The following is an 18,531-nucleotide window of genomic DNA, read 5'->3' on the forward strand; positions in this document are numbered from 1 at the left end:
CGGGGAGTGCGGCATGACACAAAGCGTCGATACGACCTCCGCATCCGACGCGGAGCGGAGCCTCCCGTCCCCGAAGGAGCGCCGCAGACTGCGCGAAGCGGCGGAGCTGACGCACGATGAGGTCGCGGCGGCGGTGGGCGTCACCCCGACCACGGTCCGCTCCTGGGAAACCGGCCGCACGGCCCCGCGCGGCCGCAAACTGGAGCTGTACGCGCGCTTTCTGACCCGCCTCCAGACCCCGGCCGAGGCCACTTCCGCGCGCGCGTCAGGCGCGCCGGACGCTGACGCCGGGTCATCCGACACCCCCACACCCGCATTGCACCCCTCCCCCGAGGCCGCGCGCCCCTTCACCGGCGCCGGGACCCACCCGGAGGCCACGGCCGACCGAACCGCCGCCCACCCGAACGGGCCGGCACCGACGCCGACACCGGCCGAGGCACCGTCACCCGACCCCACCCGGCATGCCCCCGCGGCCCCGACCGGGGCGGAGGCAACCGGGGCGGAGACACCGACACCGACACCGGCACCGCAGGCAGCCGGCGCACCTGCGGGGACCCAGGCGCCCGGTGCCGTCGGCACCCCCGAGCCGCCCCCGGCAGAAGCGCCACAGGGCGACGCGGCAGCAGCTCCCGGGTCCGGGCCCGCCGGAGCCTCCGAGGCGTCTCCCGCCGAGGCTCCGCAGGAAACCGCCGAGCCCGATCACCCGCCCGCAGCAGCCGAGGCACCGTCACCCGACCCCGCCGGGACGCCACCGGCAGCCGCCGAGACCGAACCGCCGAGCGACCCGCCGAGCGACCCGCACCCCGTGGGGCAACGGATGCCCGTCGACGACTTCGACGCCCTGCACGCCCACGCCGCGGCCGCCCTCACCCGGCAGGCGTACCTGCTCACCGGCCGCCGGGGCCTCGCCCTGGAGGCCGTCGACCGCGCCTTCCAGCAGGCCTGGGACCGCTGGCCCGAGGTCGCGACCGATCCGGACCCGGTGGGCTGGGTGCGCGCGGCCGCGTACGAGTACGCGCTCTCGCCCTGGCACCGGTTCCGCCGCGCCCACCGCCACCCCGACAAGCCCCCCGCCGAGCCCGCCGACCGGATCCTCCTCGACGCCATGCTCGCGCTGCCCACCAACCACCGCCGCACCGTGCTGCTCTACGACGGCGTGGGACTCGACCTGCCCGACACCGCCGCCGAGACGGAGTCCAGTACCCCCACCGCCGGCAACCGACTGCTGCACGCGCACGCAACGCTCGCCGCGCGGATCCCCGCGCTGGCCGCCGCGGCACCCGAGAAGCAGTCCGCGCTGCTGCGCGACCGGTTCACCGCGCTGCAGCCGGCCGTGGTGCTCGAACCGCGCCCCGCCGCCGCGGCACGGAAACACGCCGAGCGGCGCGCCCGGCGGCGGACGCGCGCCGTGATCGGCCTGGCCGCGGTGATCACCGTGGCCACCGCGTACACGACCGCGACCGCGCCGACCAAGTACGAGCCGCCGAACGCCCCCGGGGCGAACGTCTCGGGCGTGCCCCCGCACAGCGGGCCCCAGCAGCTCACGGAGGAGAGCAAGGCCCTCCACGACAAGCTGCGCGCCGACCCGGCGGCCGGTCCGGCCAGGATCGCCCCGAAGATCGAATGAGGGGCGACTGACGGACGGCCGAGCGGCGACCGAACGGCGCACGGAAAAGGGCGTGGCCCGCACCTCCCGAGGGGTGCGGGCCACGCCCTTGCGTCCGTGAACGGACTGCTTGCCGCCTACTGCTTACTGCTTACTGCTTACTGAGCGGCGTTCAGGATCTCGCGCGCCAGCTTCGCGGTCTCGGTCGGCGTCTTGCCGACCTTCACGCCCGCGGCCTCCAGGGCCTCCTTCTTGGCCTGTGCGGTGCCAGAAGAACCGGAGACGATGGCGCCGGCGTGGCCCATGGTCTTGCCCTCGGGGGCGGTGAAGCCCGCGACGTAGCCGACGACCGGCTTGGTGACGTTCTTCGCGATGAAGTCCGCCGCACGCTCCTCGGCGTCGCCGCCGATCTCGCCGATCATGACGATGAGCTCGGTCTCCGGGTCGGCCTCGAAGGCCTCCAGGGCGTCGATGTGCGTGGTGCCGATGACCGGGTCGCCACCGATGCCGACGGCGGAGGTGAAGCCGATGTCGCGCAGCTCGTACATCATCTGGTAGGTCAGCGTGCCGGACTTGGACACGAGACCGATCTTGCCGGGCTTGGTGATGTCGCCCGGGATGATGCCGGCGTTGGACTGGCCGGGGGTGATCAGACCCGGGCAGTTCGGGCCGATGATGCGGGTCTTGTTGCCCTTGGCGGTCGCGTACGCCCAGAAGGCGGCGGAGTCGTGCACCGCGATGCCCTCGGTGATGACGACGGCCAGCGGGATCTCGGCGTCGATCGCCTCGACGACGGCGGCCTTCGCGAAGGCCGGCGGGACGAAGAGGACGGAGACGTTGGCGCCCGTCTTCTCCATCGCCTCGGCGACGGAGCCGAAGACCGGGACCTCGGTGCCGTCGAAGTCGACGGTGGTGCCGGCCTTGCGTGGGTTCACGCCGCCGACGATGTTGGTGCCGTCAGCCAGCATCAACTTGGTGTGCTTCATGCCCGTGGCACCGGTCATGCCCTGGACGATGACCTTGCTGTCCTTGTTGAGGAAGATAGCCATGTGAGTCTGTGACCTCTGCCCTTACTTCGCAGCCGCGAGCTCGGCGGCCTTGTCGGCCGCGCCGTCCATGGTGTCCACGCGCTGAACCAGCGGGTGGTTGGCGTCCGAGAGGATCTTGCGACCCAGCTCGGCGTTGTTGCCGTCGAGACGGACGACGAGCGGCTTGGTGACCGCCTCGCCCTTCTCCTCCAGCAGGGCCAGCGCCTGGACGATGCCGTTGGCGACCTCGTCGCACGCGGTGATGCCACCGAAGACGTTGACGAAGACGGACTTGACGTCCGGGTCGCCGAGGATGATCTCGAGACCGTTGGCCATGACGGCGGCGGAGGCGCCACCGCCGATGTCCAGGAAGTTGGCGGGCTTGACGCCGCCGTGGTTCTCACCGGCGTAGGCGACCACGTCGAGGGTGCTCATGACGAGACCCGCGCCGTTGCCGATGATGCCGACCTCACCGTCGAGCTTGACGTAGTTGAGGTTCTTCGCCTTGGCGGCGGCCTCGAGCGGGTTCGCGGCCGCGTGGTCCACGAACTCCTCGTGGCCCGGCTGGCGGAACTCGGCGTTCTCGTCGAGCGAGACCTTGCCGTCGAGGGCGATGACGTCGCCGGAGGCGACCTTCGCGAGCGGGTTGACCTCGACGAGGAGCGCGTCCTCGGCGATGAAGGTCTTCCACAGGGTCACGAGGACCTCGGCGACCTTCTCGGCGACCTCGGCCGGGAACTGCGCCAGGGCGACGATCTCGCGGGCCTTCTCGATGGTCACGCCCTCGTTGGCGTTCACCGGGACCTTGGCGAGCTTCTCGGGGGTCTCCTCGGCGACCTGCTCGATGTCCATGCCACCCGCGACCGAGGCCATGGCCAGGAAGGTGCGGTTGGTGCGGTCCAGCAGGTACGAGACGTAGTACTCCTCGAGGATCTCGGGAGCGGTCTCGGCGATCATCACCTTGTGGACCGTGTGGCCCTTGATGTCCATGCCCAGGATGTCCGTCGCGCGGGCGACGGCCTCGTCCGGGGTGGCGGCGAGCTTCACGCCACCGGCCTTGCCGCGGCCGCCGACCTTCACCTGCGCCTTGACGACCGACTTGCCGCCCAGCCGCTCGGTGGCCTCGCGAGCCGCCTCAGGCGTGTCGATGACTTCACCGGCCAGCACCGGTACACCGTGCTTGGCGAAGAGGTCCCTCGCCTGGTACTCGAACAGGTCCACGCGCGTCCGTCCCTTGTCTTCAAAGATTCGCAGTGATTCGCGGTTTGTCTGCTATCTGCGTGGGCGTGCCGCGGAGGGCAACGTGACGGCGCTGTCACTAGGAAGGCGCACACGGTGACCGTGGACGCGGCATGTCCGTCCCGCAGGTTATCCCCGTGGGACGTAGGTCCCTAAATCGCAGATCACACCTGAGCGGTGATTCCTCTCACAGATCGCCTCACGGTTGAACTGGAAGTTCGTGCGATCTACCGATTCACAGGGTGGCGCGGTCCGGGCTCGTCATGGCACGGGCAGGGGCCTCTTCTCCAGCGCCGCGGCCATGACATCGGGGAACAGGTCCGGGGTGCAGGCGAAGGCGGGGGCGCCGAGCGCGGCCAGGGCGGCGGCGTGCTCGTGGTCGTAGGCCGGGGCGCCTTCGTCGGACAGCGCGAGGAGGGTGACGAACTCGACCCCCGCCGCCTTCATCGCGGCGACCCGCTTCAGCATCTCGTTGCGTATGCCGCCCTCGTAGAGATCGCTGATCAGGACGACGACGGTGTCGGCGGGACGGGTGATCTTCGACTGGCAGTAGGCCAGGGCCCGGTTGATGTCGGTGCCGCCGCCCAGCTGGGTGCCGAAGAGGACGTCCACGGGGTCGTCGAGCTGATCGGTCAGGTCCACCACGGCCGTGTCGAAGACGACGAGCCGCGTCGCGATCGACCGCATGGAGGCCAGCACCGCCCCGAAGACGGAGGCGTAGACGACGGAGGCCGCCATGGAACCCGACTGGTCGATGCAGAGGATCACCTCCTTCTTCACCGATTGCGCCGCCCGGCCGTAGCCGACGAGCCGCTCGGGGACCACGGTCCGGTACTCGGGCAGGTAGTTCTTCAGATTCGCCCGGATGGTCCGGTCCCAGTCGATGTCGTGGTGCCGGGGCCGGCTGATGCGGGCGGACCGGTCGAGGGCTCCGGTCAGCGTGGCCCGCGTGCGCGCCGCGAGCTTCTTCTCCAACTGCTCGACCACCTTGCGGACCACGGCCCGCGCCGTCTCCTTCGTGGTCTCGGGCATCGCCTTGTTCAGCGAGAGCAGGGTGCCGACCAGGTGTACGTCCGGCTCCACGGCCTCCAGCATCTCCGGCTCCAACAGCAGGGCGGACAGGCCGAGCCGCTCGATCGCGTCGCGCTGCATGACCTGGACCACCGAACCGGGGAAGTACGTACGGATGTCCCCGAGCCAGCGGGCCACGTTCGGCGCGGACCCCCCGAGCCCGGCCGACCGCTCCCCGGGCCCCTTCCGCCCCGTACCCGTCCCTCCCCCGTACAGCGCACCGAGCGCGGCGTCCATCGCCGCGTCCCGCCCGGCCGGCACGCACCCGGTCCCGTCCCCCTCTCCCCCACCGAGCACCATCCGCCACCGCCGCAACCTCTCGCCCCCGGCGGTCTCGGCGGCCCCACCGACCGCCACGCTCTCAGTACTGCTCATCCGTCCGTCCCCCCTGCATTCGTCATCAACCAAAATCCGGCCGCAAATCCAGCCCCGCCGGCGTTTGAGGCGCGGGGGTCCGGGGGCAGCGCCCCCGGCAACGGCGCCGCACCCGGCCTCAAGCCACCGCACCGGCCAGCAGCATCCGCACCACCTCGACCACCGCATCCGCCCGGACGGGGTCCAGCTCGGGCCGGAAGCCCTCGGGAGCCGCACCCGCAACCAACGCCGAACCCGGCCGCCCGCCAGGGCCCCGACGGACCAGCTCGCCCAACGTCCGCTTCACCCCCGACTCGTACGCCCCGAACGTCCGCCTCAGCAGCGGCAGTACGTCGGTGAACGCGCGCTCCGGGACCCCCACCAGCCAGCTGTCGATCAGGCCCAGCAGCCGCTCGTCGTGGACGAGCAGGGTGCCGCCGCCCGAGCTCCCGCCCGCGAAGCCCTCGATCCAGCCCGCCGCGTCGGCCGGGTCGGCCGCCGGTGACAGGGCGAGCCCCATCAGCCGGGCCGTCTCCTCGGCCGGCAGCCGCCCTTCGTCGAGCAGCAGCCGGGCCGCCCGGCCGCGGATCACCCCGGGCACGGCGTCCCTCGCGGCGAGCTTCCGCAGCACCGCGGACCAGCGCTCGCGCAGCCCCTCCTCGGCGTCCGCCAGCAGCCCGACCGCGCCGTGCACCCCGTCCACATGGCCCCGCAGCTCCGCCGCCGCGTCCGCGTCCAGACCGGCCGCGCACGCCGACGGGAGGGCCACGCATATGCGTTCCGCGAGGCCGGTCGCCACCGTGGCGAGGGCCGCCGCGTCGGTGCCCCGGACGTCCCCGTACCTCAGTGAGCGGGCCAGTGCGGGCAGGGCCTTGGCGAGCCGTGCCACATCGGTGTCCAGCGCGGCCCGGTCCGCCAGGGCCCGCAGCACGGCGGGCAGCGCCTCGGAGAGCCCGGCCAGCAGGCACTGCTCCGCGAGCGCCGTGACCTTCCCGAGCTCCTCCGCCGCGGCCGCCTCCGCCTCGACCTTGGCGGTGGCCGCGGCCAGGACGGTGGTGCCCCATATGCCGGCCTCGGCGACCCGCACCGACAACTCCGGCTCCCAGCGCAGCCGCCAGGTCTCCCGGAAGGTGCCGGTGCTGCTCCGGGAGGCGACCGGTCTGCCCCATGCGATCCCGAGCAGCCGCAGCCGGTGCAGCAGCAGCGACTTCGCGGTGTCGGTGTCCTTGCGGAGGTCCAGTTCCAGCTCGCGGTCGGTCGCCTCGGCCTTGAGCCGCAGGGAGCGCTGTTGCCGGGTCAGGTCACGCTGGAGCGGTACGACGGGAGCCCCGTCGGGGACCTCGCCGAGCACGTCACCGACCACGAGCCGGTCCTCGATGAGTGCGAGCGGCACGTCGGAGCCGTCGCACATCACCGCCCGGACGGCCTCCAGCGTCTCCGTCAGCCCGGGCAGCGGCCTCCCCCGCATCGCGGCCAGCGTCTGCGCCAGCCGGACCGCCTCGATCACGTGCGCCGAGGAGACCTGCCGGTCCTCCTCCCGGAGCAGGCCGGCGACCTTGGTCAGCCACCGCTCCACGGGCCGGTCCCGGGCCGCGAAGAGGTGTGCGTACCAGCCGGGCGAGGTGATGCCCGCTCCGTACCCGCCGGCCCGGGCGAGCCTGCGATGGGTCCAGGGCACCCACGTCGTCTCCACCTTGACCTTGGGCAGTCCCGCGAGCAGCGCCTTGTCCGCGGCGACGGTGGTCTTCGCCCGCAGCGCCGGGACGTGCCAGGCCCCGCACACCACCGCGTACCCGTCGCCGAACTCCCGGCGGGCGGCCCTCATCCGCTGACGCATGTGGGCCTCGCGCACGAGGTCCCGGGCGTCGACTCCGTCGCCGTCGGCCCCGCGCAGGGCGTCCATGGCCTCGCCGAGGGCCTCGAACGCGCCCAGGGCGTCGGCCGCACCGGCTCCCCGGTGTTCGACGACGTCCTCCCACCAGCGCTCGGGGTCGTCGTACCCGGCGGTCTCGGCCAGTACGGCGAGGGGGTCCATCCGTGCGGCCGGCTCGCATTCCCCCGCCGTCCGCTCTTCCTCCTCCCCTCGGGCGAGCGAGTGCGCGGCCGGCAGGTCCATGAACCGCACCGGTACGCCGGCCTCCTGCGCCCAACGGATGGCGACCCACTCCGGGGAGAACTCGGCCAGCGGCCAGAACGCCGCCCGGCCGGGGTCGTCGGCGACGTGCGCGAGCAGCGCCACGGGCGGCTTCATGCCCGCGTCGGCGGCGAGCGCGAGCAGTGCGTCCCCCTCGGGCGGGCCCTCGATCAGGACGGCCGCCGGCCGGGCCGTCTCCAGGGCGGCCCGCACCGCGCGGGCCGATCCGGGCCCGTGGTGCCGCACCCCCAGGAGCAGGGGGCCCTTCGGGCTCGGACTCATACCGTCACCTCCCGGCAGGCGCGGTAGAAGTCCTTCCAGCCGTCACGCTCGCGGACCACCGCCTCCAGGTACTCCTGCCAGACGACCTTGTCGGCGGCCGGGTCGCGGACGACCGCGCCGAGGATCCCGGCGGCCACGTCGGAGGGGCGCAGCACGCCGTCCCCGAAGTGGGCTGCGAGGGCCAGGCCGCCCGTGACGACGGAGATGGCCTCGGCGGTGGACAGGGTGCCGCTGGGGGACTTCACCTTGGTACGGCCGTCGTCGGTGACGCCGTCGCGCAGCTCGCGGAAGACGGTGACGACGCGGCGGATCTCTTCGAGGCCCTCGGGCGCGGCCGGCAGGTCGAGGGCGCGGCCCATCTGGTCGACGCGGCGGGCGACGATGTCGACCTCGGCGTCGGCCGTGGCGGGCAGCGGCAGGACCACGGTGTTGAAGCGGCGGCGCAGCGCGCTGGAGAGCTCGTTGACTCCCCGGTCGCGGTCGTTCGCGGTGGCGATGAGGTTGAACCCGCGCACGGCCTGCACCTCTTCGCCGAGCTCCGGTATCGGGAGCGTCTTCTCGGACAGGACGGTGATGAGGGTGTCCTGGACGTCGGCGGGGATGCGGGTGAGCTCCTCGACGCGGGCGGTCATGCCCTCGGCCATGGCCCGCATGACGGGGCTGGGGACGAGTGCTTCGCGGCTGGGGCCGTGGGCCAGGAGGCGGGCGTAGTTCCAGCCGTACCGGATGGCCTCCTCGGGGGTGCCGGCGGTGCCCTGGACGAGGAGGGTGGAATCGCCGCTGACGGCGGCCGCGAGGTGTTCGGACACCCAGGTCTTGGCGGTGCCGGGGACTCCGAGCAGGAGCAGGGCGCGGTCGGTCGCGAGGGTGGTGACGGCGACTTCGACGATCCGGCGGGGCCCCACGTACTTGGGCGTGATGACCGTGCCGTCATCGAGCGTGCCGCCTTGCAGGTAGGTGGCGACGGCCCACGGGGAGAGCTTCCAGCGGGCCGGGCGGGGGCGGTCGTCGACCGCTGCCAGGGCTTTCAGTTCGTGTGCGAAGGCGTCTTCTGCGTGCGGTCGCAGTGCCTCGGATCCGCGGGTGTCCTCGTGCTCGGTCATGGTCCCCCTCCAATGCTCGGCAGCCGCTCCCGACTGCTGTGTCCAAGGTGCACCACGCCACTGACAACGGACCCCATTCGAGGCGTTGTTGCAGGTCAGGGCGATTGTCAGTGGGGGTCTCTACGGTTGTTCCCATGACTGAGCAGGGGGTCCGCTGGACGGCGGAACAGGTACTGGCTCTGGCTCCTGACGATGCCTCACGCAAGGCGGGAAGCAGACTCGGCGGGGCGGGGCCGTGGTCGCAGATCGGAGGTTCCGCTTCCGGTTCTGTGTGGGGGTTGTGCAAGGGCAGCGGGAGCAAGCCGTACCAGACGGTCGTGGACCTGACGGGACCTGCGTACAAGTGCTCTTGTCCGAGCCGGAAGTTCCCGTGCAAGCACGCGCTGGGGCTGCTGCTGCTCTGGTCGGCCGAGGGGGCGGGCGAGCCCGGGGAGGCTCCCGAGTGGGCCGCCCGGTGGCTGGCGGACCGGGCGGAGAAGGCCGCGCGCCCCGCCGCCGGTGCGGGCGGTCCGGTGGACGTGGAGGCGGCGCGGAAGCGGGCCGAGCGACGGGCGGCCCGGATCGGCGCGGGCGTCACCGAGCTGGAACAGCGGCTGGCCGATCTCCTGCGCAGCGGTCTCGCGGGCCAGGAGCAGGCCGGTTACGGGGCCTGGGAGGAGACGGCGGCCCGGATGGTGGACGCCCAGGCACCCGGACTGGCGGGCCGGGTGCGGGAGTTGGGGACGATACCCAGTTGCGGCCCCGGCTGGCCCGCCCGGATGCTGGAGGAGGCGGCGCTGCTGCACCTGCTGGACCGGGCCTGGCTCGGGGTGGCGGTACTGCCCGATCAGCTGGCCGCGACGGTGCGCAGCCGAGTGGGACTGCCGGCCTCCGGGGAGGGGGAGGCCGTACGGGACCGCTGGCTGGTGCTGGCCCAGTACGACTCGGTGTCACCGGACGGCCGGCTCACCACCCGCCGGACATGGCTGCGCGGGACGGGGAGCGGGCGGCCCGCCCTGGTGCTGGACTTCGGACCGCCCGGGCGGCCACCGGGTCCGACCCTGCCGGTGGGGCTGGTGCTGGACGCGGAGATCCGCTTCCGGCCGGGGTCGGCCGGGCTGCGGGGGGATCTCGGGGAGAGGTTCGCGGCGGCCGTGCCGTGCACGGAGGTTCCGGCCGGCGTGAGCACGGGGGCGGCACTGGAGGCGTACGGGGCGGCACTGCGGGACGACCCGTGGCTGGAGTCCTGGCCGGTGGTGCTCGGTCCGGTGGTCCCGATACCTGGAGAGCTGGGCTGGCAACTGGCGGATGCGGAGGGAACCTCCGCCCTGCCGGTGCCCCTCACGGGGGCGGGCAGCCGCTCGCGCGGGGGCCTGTGGCAGCTGGCCGCACTGTCGGGCGGGGGTCCGGTGACGGTGTTCGGCGAATGCGGCCATCGGGGCTTCACCCCGCTGACGGCCTGGCAGCCGGGCTCACCGGAGCCGGTCGCCCTGGCCTGAGCGGGCCGGAAGGACAACACACATCACTGGGGGCCTGGGGGGTTCTGTGTCCTCTTACGACGACTACGGGAAGTACGCGGCGGCGCGGGGGCGTCGGCGCGAGGTGACGAGGAGCCGGGGGGCTTGCATGAACGACAACCACGCCAGCTGAGCACGGCCGACCGAGTCGGCCGGATCCGACGGGGGCAGGGCCGCTCCGGTCCCGCGGAGGGGGCGGGACCGGAGCGCAGGACACGCAGCGGGAAGCAGGACGAGGGAAGAGGGAGAGGAGCGATGGACAAGGTCGACGAGGGGTACGGGGAGTGGGAGGAACTGGTCGGGGCCGCCTTGCTGGGCACCGACCGGCGCCGGGGCGGGGGCCCGACCGGCTCGCCGGAGGCCCTGCTGGACGCGGCGGCCGTGCACGCCGTACGCCGCCGGGCCGGGCTGCGGCCGGCCGAGGCGGGCCCGCGCCCGGAGCCCGCACCGCGGGATCCGCGCCCGGCACCGCCGGAGGCGGCCCGACGGCGGCTCGCGCAGCTGCTGGCGGGCCGTTCGGGCGCGGTCGGCGGCGGCGGGCGGCGGGGGGCCGCCCCGGATCTGACGGAGCTGCTGCCCCAGTGGCTGGCCGCCGCCCGGCGGCACGGCTACCGCTCACCGGCCGCGCTGCTGCCCGCGCTTCTGGACGCGGCCCGGGCCCGTACGGACCTGCGGCCGCACGCCCTGGCGCTGGCCGGGGTGCGGGGGCTGTGGCTGGCCCGGCTGAATCCCGACTGGCGGTTCGCCCTGCGGGGCGGGACCGGTGGCGCCGGGGAGCTGCCGGGGCCGTCGGACCCGGCCGGGGTGGAACGGCTCTGGCAGGAGGGGCTGTTCGCGGAGCGGGTGGCGCTGCTGGGCGCCGTACGGGAGGCCGACGCGGCGGCCGCGCGCCACCTGCTGGAGACGACCTGGAGCACGGAGCGGGCCGAGGACCGGCTGATGTTCCTCGACTCGCTGAGGGTGGGGCTGTCGGACGGGGACGAGCCGTTCCTGGAGGCGGCGCTCGGCGACCGCAGCCGCAATGTCCGCGCGACCGCCGCCGAGCTGCTGTCGGCGCTGCCGCACTCGGCGCTGGCGGGGCGGATGGCGGAGCGCGCCCTGGCCTGCGTCGGCCCCGAGGGGGTGACCCCGCCGGCCGAGTGCGACGCGGGAATGCTCCGTGACGGGGTGGTCAAGCGGCCGCCCGCCGGCCGCGGGGAGCGGGCGTGGTGGCTCGGCCAGCTGGTGGAGGCGGCGCCGCTGTCCTGCTGGCGGGAGCGGTTCGGGGGCCTCGGCCCTGCGGAGACAGTGGCGCTGCCGATCGCCGAGGGCGAGGGCTGGACGGAGGAACTGCACGCGGCGTGGTGCCGGGCGGCGGTGCGCCAGCGCGATGCGGAGTGGTCGCGGGCCCTGCTCGGCGCGCCGTCCGCGCCGCCGGCCGCCGGCCCGGGCACGGCCTCGCTGGCCGAGCGGGCCAAGCTGTTGTCGGTCCTGACGGACGGGGAGCGGGCGGACTGGGTCGCGGAGTTCATACGCGCCCACGGGCTCTCCGAGGCGTTCCAGCTGCTCGGGGTGTGCGTGGTGCCGTGGGCGGGGGCCCTGGGGCGGGCGGTCGTGGACGCGCTGGACACAGCCCGGGAAGCGGGCAGCTACCCGTGGAGCTTCAGCGGGGTGATGGGGCTCGCCGAGCGCTGCCTCGATCCTGCGGAGGCCTTGCGGCTGGAAGCGCTGACCGCGGCCGTGGCGGAGCCGGAGGATGCGGTGCCGGGGGCTGCCGCGTATTGGGCCGAGGCGTTCCAGCGGCTGGTGGCCACGCTTCGGCTGCGCGACGCCATGCTCGCGGAGCTGGCCCCGGCCGCCTGATCCCTCCCGGGGTGGGTGGGCCGCGGGTCGCCGCTGCCGGGTGGGCGGGTGCGGGTCGCCGCTGCGCGGAGCTGCTCCCCGCCCTTCCACCGTTCCCCGGGCTCCGCCCGGACCCTCCCCCAGCTACCGCTGGGAGGTACCCCCGCCCCCAAACGCCGGACTGGCTGGAAATCCAGCCTCGCCTGCGTCTGAGGCGCGGCGGTTCGGGGGCGGAGCACCCGGACCAACGGCGGCCGGGCCGGAGGCTACTGGCGGACGTTCGCGCGGACCCAGTCCACGATGGCGGTGGTAGTCGCGCCCGGGGTGAAGATCTCGGCCACGCCCTTGTCCTTCAGCGGAGGGATGTCCGCCTCCGGGATGATGCCGCCACCGAAGACCTTGATGTCCTCCGCGTCGCGCTCCTTGAGCAGTTCGAGAACGCGGGCGAACAGCGTGTTGTGGGCGCCGGAGAGGATCGAGAGGCCGATCGCGTCGGCGTCCTCCTGGATCGCGGTGTCCACGATCTGCTCGGGGGTCTGGTGCAGGCCCGTGTAGATGACCTCCATGCCCGCGTCCCGCAGCGCCCGCGCGATCACCTTGGCCCCGCGGTCGTGGCCGTCGAGACCCGGCTTGGCCACCACCACACGGATCGGACCGGTCACACCCATCGCACTGCCTCCCGAGTGAACGAACGTTAAGTACAGCATCGCGCACGCCACCGTTTCACGGTCAACCACGAGGGGGAAATCACACGTGGGACGGCATTGCGCCACCGTGCCGCCAGCCGCACGGCACGGTGGCGCTTCCGGCCGCGGTCCCAGAGGCTCAGGGGAGGCCAGGGGAGGCCGCGATGGGGCTGTCCATACCCGTGTCGATACCCACGTCCGGCGCCGCGCTGCGGGCCGGCGCGCTCGAGGTGGTCGTGCTCGGCGGGCACCTTCTCCTCTATCCCACCGGAGTCTGCCAGGAGAGGACCGCCCCCGACCCGGCTTCGGTGCGGCCGCCCGTACTGCTCCTCCACGGCTTCACCGACAACCGCTCCGTCTTCGTCCTGCTGCGCCGCGCCCTCGGGGCCGGCGGGCTGCGGCACGTGGAGGCGTACAACTACTCGCCCTTCACCCGCGACCTGCGCGTCACGGCCCGCCACCTCGCCCGGCGCGTGGAGGAGCTGTGCGCGCGCACCGGGCACGACCGGGTGGAGATCGTGGGGCACAGCCTGGGCGGGTTGGTCGGCCGGTACTACGTCCAGCGCCTCGGCGGTGACGCCCGCGTCCGTACCCTCGTCACGCTCGGCACCCCGCACTCCGGCACGGCGGTCGCCCCCTTCATGGACGCGCACCCGCTGGTGCGGCAGGTGCGGCCCGACTCCGAGGTGCTGACCGAACTGGCCCTGCCCGCGCCCGGCTGCGCCACTCGGTGCGTCGCGTTCTGGAGCGAGTTCGACGCGCTGATGGCCCCCGTCGGGACGGCCAGGATCGACCATCCCGATCTGCGCGTGGAGAACGTGGAGGTCACCGGCATCGGGCACCTCGCGCTGCCCGCGCACCCCACCGTGATCGCCGCGGTCCGGCGGGCCCTCGACGGCCCCGGCCCGATGGCCGTCGAGGGCTCCGGAGCCGCTTCGGTCGCATAGCCACCGGACGACCTGGAGTCGAACGAATTTCGAACTCAAGGCCAAGGGTGCGTCTTTCGGCGACCGAAAGGCGGCCGAATGCCCGGTTCCGGCGAAGCGAAAACCCTCCGAAGATTGTCGATGCCAGTAACCGCCGGGTACAGTCACGCCACTGCTCTCCTCCGGTGGACCTCGTTCCACCGGCCACCCAGGCCCCCACTGCCGAGGCGAAAGAGAAGTTGGTGAACGACCGCCCCTCGTCGGGCCAGTACCCGGATTACGGGTACGACGGCCTCGGCACCACCACTTTCGCTGGTGACCAGGCCTACGTCTCCTATGAAACGCAGGGACAAGGGGTCAACTACGCGGCATACGGCTCCTACGAGACCGGCGCGTACGACACCACGGCGTGGACCTCGCAGAACGCCCAGGACGGCTATCTGTCCACCATCCCCTCGCAGACCGCGCCCGCGGACACGACGGGTCAGTGGGATTCGAGCGCCTGGAGCACTCCGAGCACGGACTACTCCGGTTACCAGTCGGCGCCTTCCTTCGGCTACGACACCTCGGCCGAGCAGACCGGACACTGGGCGATGCCGGGCTACGGCACCGAGACCGGCGCCTACGACGCCACCGCCTGGAACACGGCCGGCACGGTCGGCGCTGACGTCACCGACGTCACGGACCACTCCGCCTATGCCGGGCAGCAGCCCGCGCAGCAGGAGTACGCGTACGAGGCGACCACCGTCGGCTATGCCTACGAGGCGCCCGTCGTCCCCCTCGCCGCGGAGGCCGACCCCTACGACGAGACCTCCGTCTTCGAGCCCGTCACCCACGCGGTGGCCGACGAAGTCGCGCTCGACGAAGCGACCGAGGCACCGGAGGCGCTCGACGGGCTGGGCGACCTCGCGGCGTACGAGGCGTACGAGATTCCCGACGTGCACCAGGTGCACGACCTCCCCACCCAGGCCATGCCGGTGACCCCCGGGGCGCGTTCCGCGCGCCGCAGCGTCCCCAAGGGCAAGGGCGGTTCCGGCACCAACGCCAAGGCGGGCAACGGCCGTCGCCGCACCCCGGCGAAGCGTTCCGCCCTGCTGACCGTGGCCGTTCCCTCCGCCTGCGTGATGGGCGTCGCGGGCATCGCGGCCGCCTCCGTCGGCGGGCTCACCGGCGCCGAGAAGTCCTCGGACGACACCACGACGATGGCCGCGCCCGACCCGGCCTCCGTGAAGCCGGTCGCGGCGAACACCAAGCTCGACACCCAGCTGACGGCCCTCAGCGCCGACGCGGGCGACTTCGCGGACCGCGCGAGCCGCACGCAGGAGCGCATCGACCTGCGCCTGCGTCAGGAAGAGGAAAAGAAGAAGAAGGCGGAGGAGGCGGCGGCCAAGGAGGCGGCCCGCCCCAAGTTCGCCATCCCCGTCGCCCAGCACGGCCTGAGCGCCATGTTCGGCCAGGCCGGCGGCATGTGGATGTCCGTGCACACCGGCATCGACTTCCCGGTCTCCTACGGAACCCCGGTCATGGCCGCCACCGACGGCACCGTGCGCACCCAGTGGAACAGCGCCTACGGCAACATGGCCATAGTGACCTCGCCCGATGGCACCGAGACCTGGTACTGCCACCTCAGCAGCACCAAGATCCGGTCCGGGCAGGTCAAGGCCGGCGACGTCATCGCGTACTCCGGCAACTCCGGCAACTCCACCGGCCCGCACCTCCACTTCGAGGTACGGCCCGGCGGCGGCAGCGCGATCGACCCCCTGCCGTGGCTCCGCAGCCACGGCCTGGACCCCCGCTGAGCCAGGGCCACCCCGAGCCTCTGGGACCCTGGACCCTGGGGCCGTAGGACCCCAGGGCCTTACGGCCGCTAGAGCTTCTGCACCGGCGCGTAGCGCAGCAGCAGGCGCTTCGGCTTGTCGTCCCCGAAGTCGATGGTGGCCTGCGCGTCCGAACCGGCGCCCTTGACCTCCATGACGGTGCCGAGCCCGAACTGGTCGTGCGTGACCCGGTCGCCGACCGCCAGTGCGATGACCGGCTTGTCCGCCGCCCGGCGCGTCGCGAAGCCCGACGGACCCGACTTCGTGCGCGACGAGGACAGGAACGACTCCGGCGAGGTGCCGAACGAGGCCTTGCCGCCGCCCATGCTCCGCATCGGCCCGGCCGGCTTCTGTGCGGCGCCCGTGCGCTTCCACTGCAGGTACTGCGCCGGGATCTCCTCCAGGAACCGGGACGGAGGGTTGTACGAGGGCGTGCCCCACGCGCTGCGCATGCTCGACCGGGTCAGGTACAGCCGCTCGCGGGCGCGCGTGATGCCGACGTAGGCGAGCCGGCGCTCCTCCTCCAGCTCCTTGGTCTGGCCCAGCGCGCGCATGTGCGGGAAGACCCCGTCCTCCATGCCGGTCAGGAAGACCACCGGGAACTCCAGGCCCTTGGCCGTGTGCAGGGTCATCAGCGTGATGACGCCCGTGCCGTCGGTGTCCTCGTCGGGGATCTGGTCGGAGTCGGCGACGAGCGCGACCTGTTCCAGGAACTCGGCGAGGGTGCCGGGGCCGGGTGCCGGGGCGCCGGTCTCGGCCGCCTCGGTGGCCGCCGCCTCCCTGGCCTGCTCGAATTCGAGCGCCACGGCTGCGAGTTCCTGGAGGTTCTCGATGCGCGTCTCGTCCTGCGGGTCGGTGGAGGCCTGGAGCTCGGCGAGGTATCCGGTGCGCTCCAGCACCGCCTCCAGCACCACGGCGGGGCCGGCGCCGGAGTCGACGATGGTGCGCAGTTCCTCCATCAGGACGTTGAACCGCTTGACCGCGTTCGTCGAGCGCGCGGCCATGCCGAAGGCCTCGTCCACGCGCCGCAGCGCCTGCGGGAAGGTGATCTTCTCGCGCATCGCGAGCGCGTCGATCATCGCCTCGGCGCGCTCGCCGATGCCGCGCTTGGGCACGTTCAGGATGCGGCGCAGCGGGACGTTGTCCTCGGGGTTCGCGAGGACGCGCAGGTACGCGAGGACGTCGCGGACCTCCTTGCGCTCGTAGAACCGGACGCCGCCGACGACCTTGTAGGGCAGTCCGACGCGGATGAAGATCTCCTCGAACACGCGCGACTGGGCGTTGGTCCGGTAGAAGATCGCGACGTCGCCCGCCTTGGCGTCCCCGGCGTCCGTCAGCCGGTCGATCTCGTCGGCGACGAACTGGGCCTCGTCGTGCTCGGTGTCCGCGACGTAGCCGGTGATGACGGCGCCGGTGCCGGCCTGGGTCCACAGGTTCTTCGCGCGGCGGTTCTCGTTGCGCTCGATGACGGCGTTGGCGGCGGAGAGGATCGTCTGCGTGGAGCGGTAGTTCTGCTCCAGCAGGATCGTCGTCGCGTCCTTGTAGTCCTCTTCGAACTGGAGGATGTTGCGGATGGTCGCGCCGCGGAAGGCGTAGATCGACTGGTCGGCGTCACCCACCACGCAGAGCTCGGCCGGGGGCAGGTCCGGGTAGCCGGTGCCGACCAGCTCGCGCACGAGCGTGTACTGCGCGTGGTTGGTGTCCTGGTACTCGTCGACCAGGACGTGGCGGAAGCGGCGCCGGTAGTGCTCGGCGACGTCCGGGAACGCCTGGAGCAGGTGGACCGTGGTCATGATGATGTCGTCGAAGTCGAGGGCGTTGGCCTCGCGCAACCGGCCCTGGTACATCGCGTACGCCTGGGCCAAGGTCTTCTCGAAGCCGTCCGCGGCCTGGTCGGCGAAGGCCTCTTCGTCGATCAGCTCGTTCTTCAGGTTGGAGATCTTGGCGTTGAAGGCCTTCGGCGGGAACTTCTTCGGGTCCAGGTCCAGGTCGCGGCAGACGAGCGCCATCAGGCGCTTCGAGTCGGCGGCGTCGTAGATCGAGAACGACGAGGTGAAGCCGAGTCGCTTGGACTCGCGGCGCAGGATGCGGACGCACGCGCTGTGGAAGGTGGAGACCCACATGGCGTTGGCGCGCGGGCCGACCAGGCCCTCGACGCGCTCCTTCATCTCACCGGCGGCCTTGTTGGTGAAGGTGATCGCCAGGATCTGGCCGGGGTGGACGCCCCGCGCGGACAGCAGGTGCCCGATGCGGTGCGTGAGGACGCGGGTCTTGCCGGAGCCGGCGCCGGCGACGATGAGCAGCGGGGAGCCCGCGTGGACGACGGCGGCCGCCTGCTGCTCGTTCAGCCCGTCCAGGAGCGTCGCCGGGTCGATGACGGGCCTGGGGGCGCCGTCCCGGTAGTACGCGTCCCCGCTCATGGGCATGTCGAACCTGCCCCCGAAGAGGTCGTCCGCGCCCGACTCGGGGGCGGCGTGGTCCTCGGGCGGCGGCGGGACCTCGTCGGAGGGGGTGAGGTCGGCCAGGAAGCTGTCGTCAAAGAGGCTGCTCATCGCATTCCGAGTCTAGGGGGCGGGACCGACAGCCGAGCACGAGTTCCAGGAGACCGGGGAAGCACCGGTCAAGGTCGTCCCGGCGCAGCGCCAGGTAGAGCTTGCGGCCGCGGGGCCGCTGGCAGATCACTCCGCTCTCGCGCAGCGTCTTGAGGTGGTGGGTGACGCTCGACCGGGGCAGGTCCGGGACGACCTCGCCGCAGAACGCCTCCTCCCCGGAGGCCAGCTTGCGGACGATCTCCAGTCGGACGGGATGACCGAGTGCCGCCAGGACCTCGACCAGGTCGATGCGGTCGGTGGCGGGGTGGGTCGGCTCGGCAGGCATGCAGCAACTGTACGCAGATCTCGTACGGACATTGCCAGACCGTTCGAAGATCTCGTACTGTCATGACCGTACGAGATATTCGTACGGTCAT

General features: G+C 72.7%; 13 protein-coding genes. 5 read left to right on the forward strand and 8 right to left on the reverse strand.

All coding sequences use genetic code 11. From position 1 onward, the window contains the following. Nucleotides 1–13: 13 nt before the first annotated feature. Entirely contained in the window at nucleotides 14–1,627 is a 1,614-nt protein-coding gene (locus tag ACFYYJ_RS22935) for a helix-turn-helix domain-containing protein (protein ID WP_389134948.1), read from the forward strand. A 137-nt stretch (nucleotides 1,628–1,764) separates the two neighbouring features. Here the strand turns inward: ACFYYJ_RS22935 and sucD are convergent, their stop codons facing one another. From sucD to ACFYYJ_RS22960, 5 genes are all read right to left on the reverse strand, one after another. Next, nucleotides 1,765–2,655 carry a succinate--CoA ligase subunit alpha gene (sucD, locus tag ACFYYJ_RS22940; RefSeq protein WP_030710487.1) on the reverse strand — a complete coding sequence of 297 codons (891 nt, stop codon included), beginning with the start codon at nucleotides 2,653–2,655 and terminating at the stop codon, nucleotides 1,765–1,767. 21 nt (nucleotides 2,656–2,676) lie between these two features. Beyond that, nucleotides 2,677–3,855, reverse strand: a complete 1,179-nt coding sequence (gene sucC, locus ACFYYJ_RS22945; protein ID WP_362598192.1) for an ADP-forming succinate--CoA ligase subunit beta — start codon at nucleotides 3,853–3,855, stop codon at nucleotides 2,677–2,679. Between the two features lie 279 nt (nucleotides 3,856–4,134). Then, nucleotides 4,135–5,319 carry a VWA domain-containing protein gene (locus ACFYYJ_RS22950; protein ID WP_385128633.1) on the reverse strand — a complete coding sequence of 395 codons (1,185 nt, stop codon included), beginning with the start codon at nucleotides 5,317–5,319 and terminating at the stop codon, nucleotides 4,135–4,137. Between the two features lie 118 nt (nucleotides 5,320–5,437). Further along, nucleotides 5,438–7,714 (reverse strand): DUF5682 family protein, encoded by a 2,277-nt coding sequence (locus tag ACFYYJ_RS22955; RefSeq protein ID WP_389134952.1) that lies wholly within the window; start codon nucleotides 7,712–7,714, stop codon nucleotides 5,438–5,440. Then, nucleotides 7,711–8,817 (reverse strand): AAA family ATPase, encoded by a 1,107-nt coding sequence (locus tag ACFYYJ_RS22960; RefSeq protein WP_385128635.1) that lies wholly within the window; start codon nucleotides 8,815–8,817, stop codon nucleotides 7,711–7,713. The genes ACFYYJ_RS22955 and ACFYYJ_RS22960 overlap by 4 nt, the downstream gene beginning before the upstream one ends. 134 nt (nucleotides 8,818–8,951) lie before the next feature. Between ACFYYJ_RS22960 and ACFYYJ_RS22965 the strand changes: the two genes are divergently transcribed. Both ACFYYJ_RS22965 and ACFYYJ_RS22970 read left to right on the forward strand, forming a co-directional pair. Beyond that, nucleotides 8,952–10,295: an SWIM zinc finger family protein gene (locus ACFYYJ_RS22965; RefSeq protein ID WP_389134955.1), complete on the forward strand. Its 1,344-nt coding sequence runs from the start codon at nucleotides 8,952–8,954 to the stop codon at nucleotides 10,293–10,295. A gap of 273 nt (nucleotides 10,296–10,568) precedes the next feature. After that, nucleotides 10,569–12,155 carry a DUF5691 domain-containing protein gene (locus tag ACFYYJ_RS22970; RefSeq protein ID WP_389134958.1) on the forward strand — a complete coding sequence of 529 codons (1,587 nt, stop codon included), beginning with the start codon at nucleotides 10,569–10,571 and terminating at the stop codon, nucleotides 12,153–12,155. 245 nt (nucleotides 12,156–12,400) lie between these two features. Here the strand turns inward: ACFYYJ_RS22970 and ACFYYJ_RS22975 are convergent, their stop codons facing one another. Further along, nucleotides 12,401–12,802 (reverse strand): cobalamin B12-binding domain-containing protein, encoded by a 402-nt coding sequence (locus ACFYYJ_RS22975; RefSeq protein ID WP_384584705.1) that lies wholly within the window; start codon nucleotides 12,800–12,802, stop codon nucleotides 12,401–12,403. A 182-nt stretch (nucleotides 12,803–12,984) separates the two neighbouring features. On the opposite strand from ACFYYJ_RS22975, the gene ACFYYJ_RS22980 reads away from it, so the two are divergent. Beyond that, nucleotides 12,985–13,767 (forward strand): esterase/lipase family protein, encoded by a 783-nt coding sequence (locus tag ACFYYJ_RS22980; RefSeq protein ID WP_385128638.1) that lies wholly within the window; start codon nucleotides 12,985–12,987, stop codon nucleotides 13,765–13,767. A 221-nt stretch (nucleotides 13,768–13,988) separates the two neighbouring features. Then, complete coding sequence (locus ACFYYJ_RS22985; RefSeq protein ID WP_389134961.1) at nucleotides 13,989–15,545, forward strand: M23 family metallopeptidase; 1,557 nt, start codon at nucleotides 13,989–13,991, stop codon at nucleotides 15,543–15,545. Between the two features lie 68 nt (nucleotides 15,546–15,613). Here the strand turns inward: ACFYYJ_RS22985 and pcrA are convergent, their stop codons facing one another. After that, a complete protein-coding gene (pcrA, locus tag ACFYYJ_RS22990; protein ID WP_389134963.1) occupies nucleotides 15,614–18,115 on the reverse strand; it encodes a DNA helicase PcrA in 2,502 nt (833 codons plus the stop codon). Further along, nucleotides 18,099–18,440, reverse strand: coding sequence for an ArsR/SmtB family transcription factor (locus ACFYYJ_RS22995; RefSeq protein ID WP_385364791.1), 342 nt, complete (start codon nucleotides 18,438–18,440; stop codon nucleotides 18,099–18,101). Before ACFYYJ_RS22995 ends, pcrA begins: the two co-directional genes overlap by 17 nt. Nucleotides 18,441–18,531: the final 91 nt, after the last annotated feature.

Source organism: Streptomyces sp. NPDC002467 (assembly GCF_042889825.1).
Classification (GTDB): domain Bacteria; phylum Actinomycetota; class Actinomycetes; order Streptomycetales; family Streptomycetaceae; genus Streptomyces.

Bases quoted from the DNA above. Each gene is read 5' to 3' on its own strand.
- ACFYYJ_RS22935 (WP_389134948.1), top strand. From the start codon at position 14: ATGACACAAAGCGTCGATACGACCTCCGCATCCGACGCGGAGCGGAGC.
- sucD (WP_030710487.1), bottom strand. From the start codon at position 2,655: ATGGCTATCTTCCTCAACAAGGACAGCAAGGTCATCGTCCAGGGCATG.
- ACFYYJ_RS22950 (WP_385128633.1), bottom strand. From the start codon at position 5,319: ATGAGCAGTACTGAGAGCGTGGCGGTCGGTGGGGCCGCCGAGACCGCC.
- ACFYYJ_RS22955 (WP_389134952.1), bottom strand. From the start codon at position 7,714: ATGAGTCCGAGCCCGAAGGGCCCCCTGCTCCTGGGGGTGCGGCACCAC.
- ACFYYJ_RS22960 (WP_385128635.1), bottom strand. From the start codon at position 8,817: ATGACCGAGCACGAGGACACCCGCGGATCCGAGGCACTGCGACCGCAC.
- ACFYYJ_RS22965 (WP_389134955.1), top strand. From the start codon at position 8,952: ATGACTGAGCAGGGGGTCCGCTGGACGGCGGAACAGGTACTGGCTCTG.
- ACFYYJ_RS22970 (WP_389134958.1), top strand. From the start codon at position 10,569: ATGGACAAGGTCGACGAGGGGTACGGGGAGTGGGAGGAACTGGTCGGG.
- ACFYYJ_RS22975 (WP_384584705.1), bottom strand. From the start codon at position 12,802: ATGGGTGTGACCGGTCCGATCCGTGTGGTGGTGGCCAAGCCGGGTCTC.
- ACFYYJ_RS22980 (WP_385128638.1), top strand. From the start codon at position 12,985: ATGGGGCTGTCCATACCCGTGTCGATACCCACGTCCGGCGCCGCGCTG.
- pcrA (WP_389134963.1), bottom strand. From the start codon at position 18,115: ATGAGCAGCCTCTTTGACGACAGCTTCCTGGCCGACCTCACCCCCTCC.
- ACFYYJ_RS22995 (WP_385364791.1), bottom strand. From the start codon at position 18,440: ATGCCTGCCGAGCCGACCCACCCCGCCACCGACCGCATCGACCTGGTC.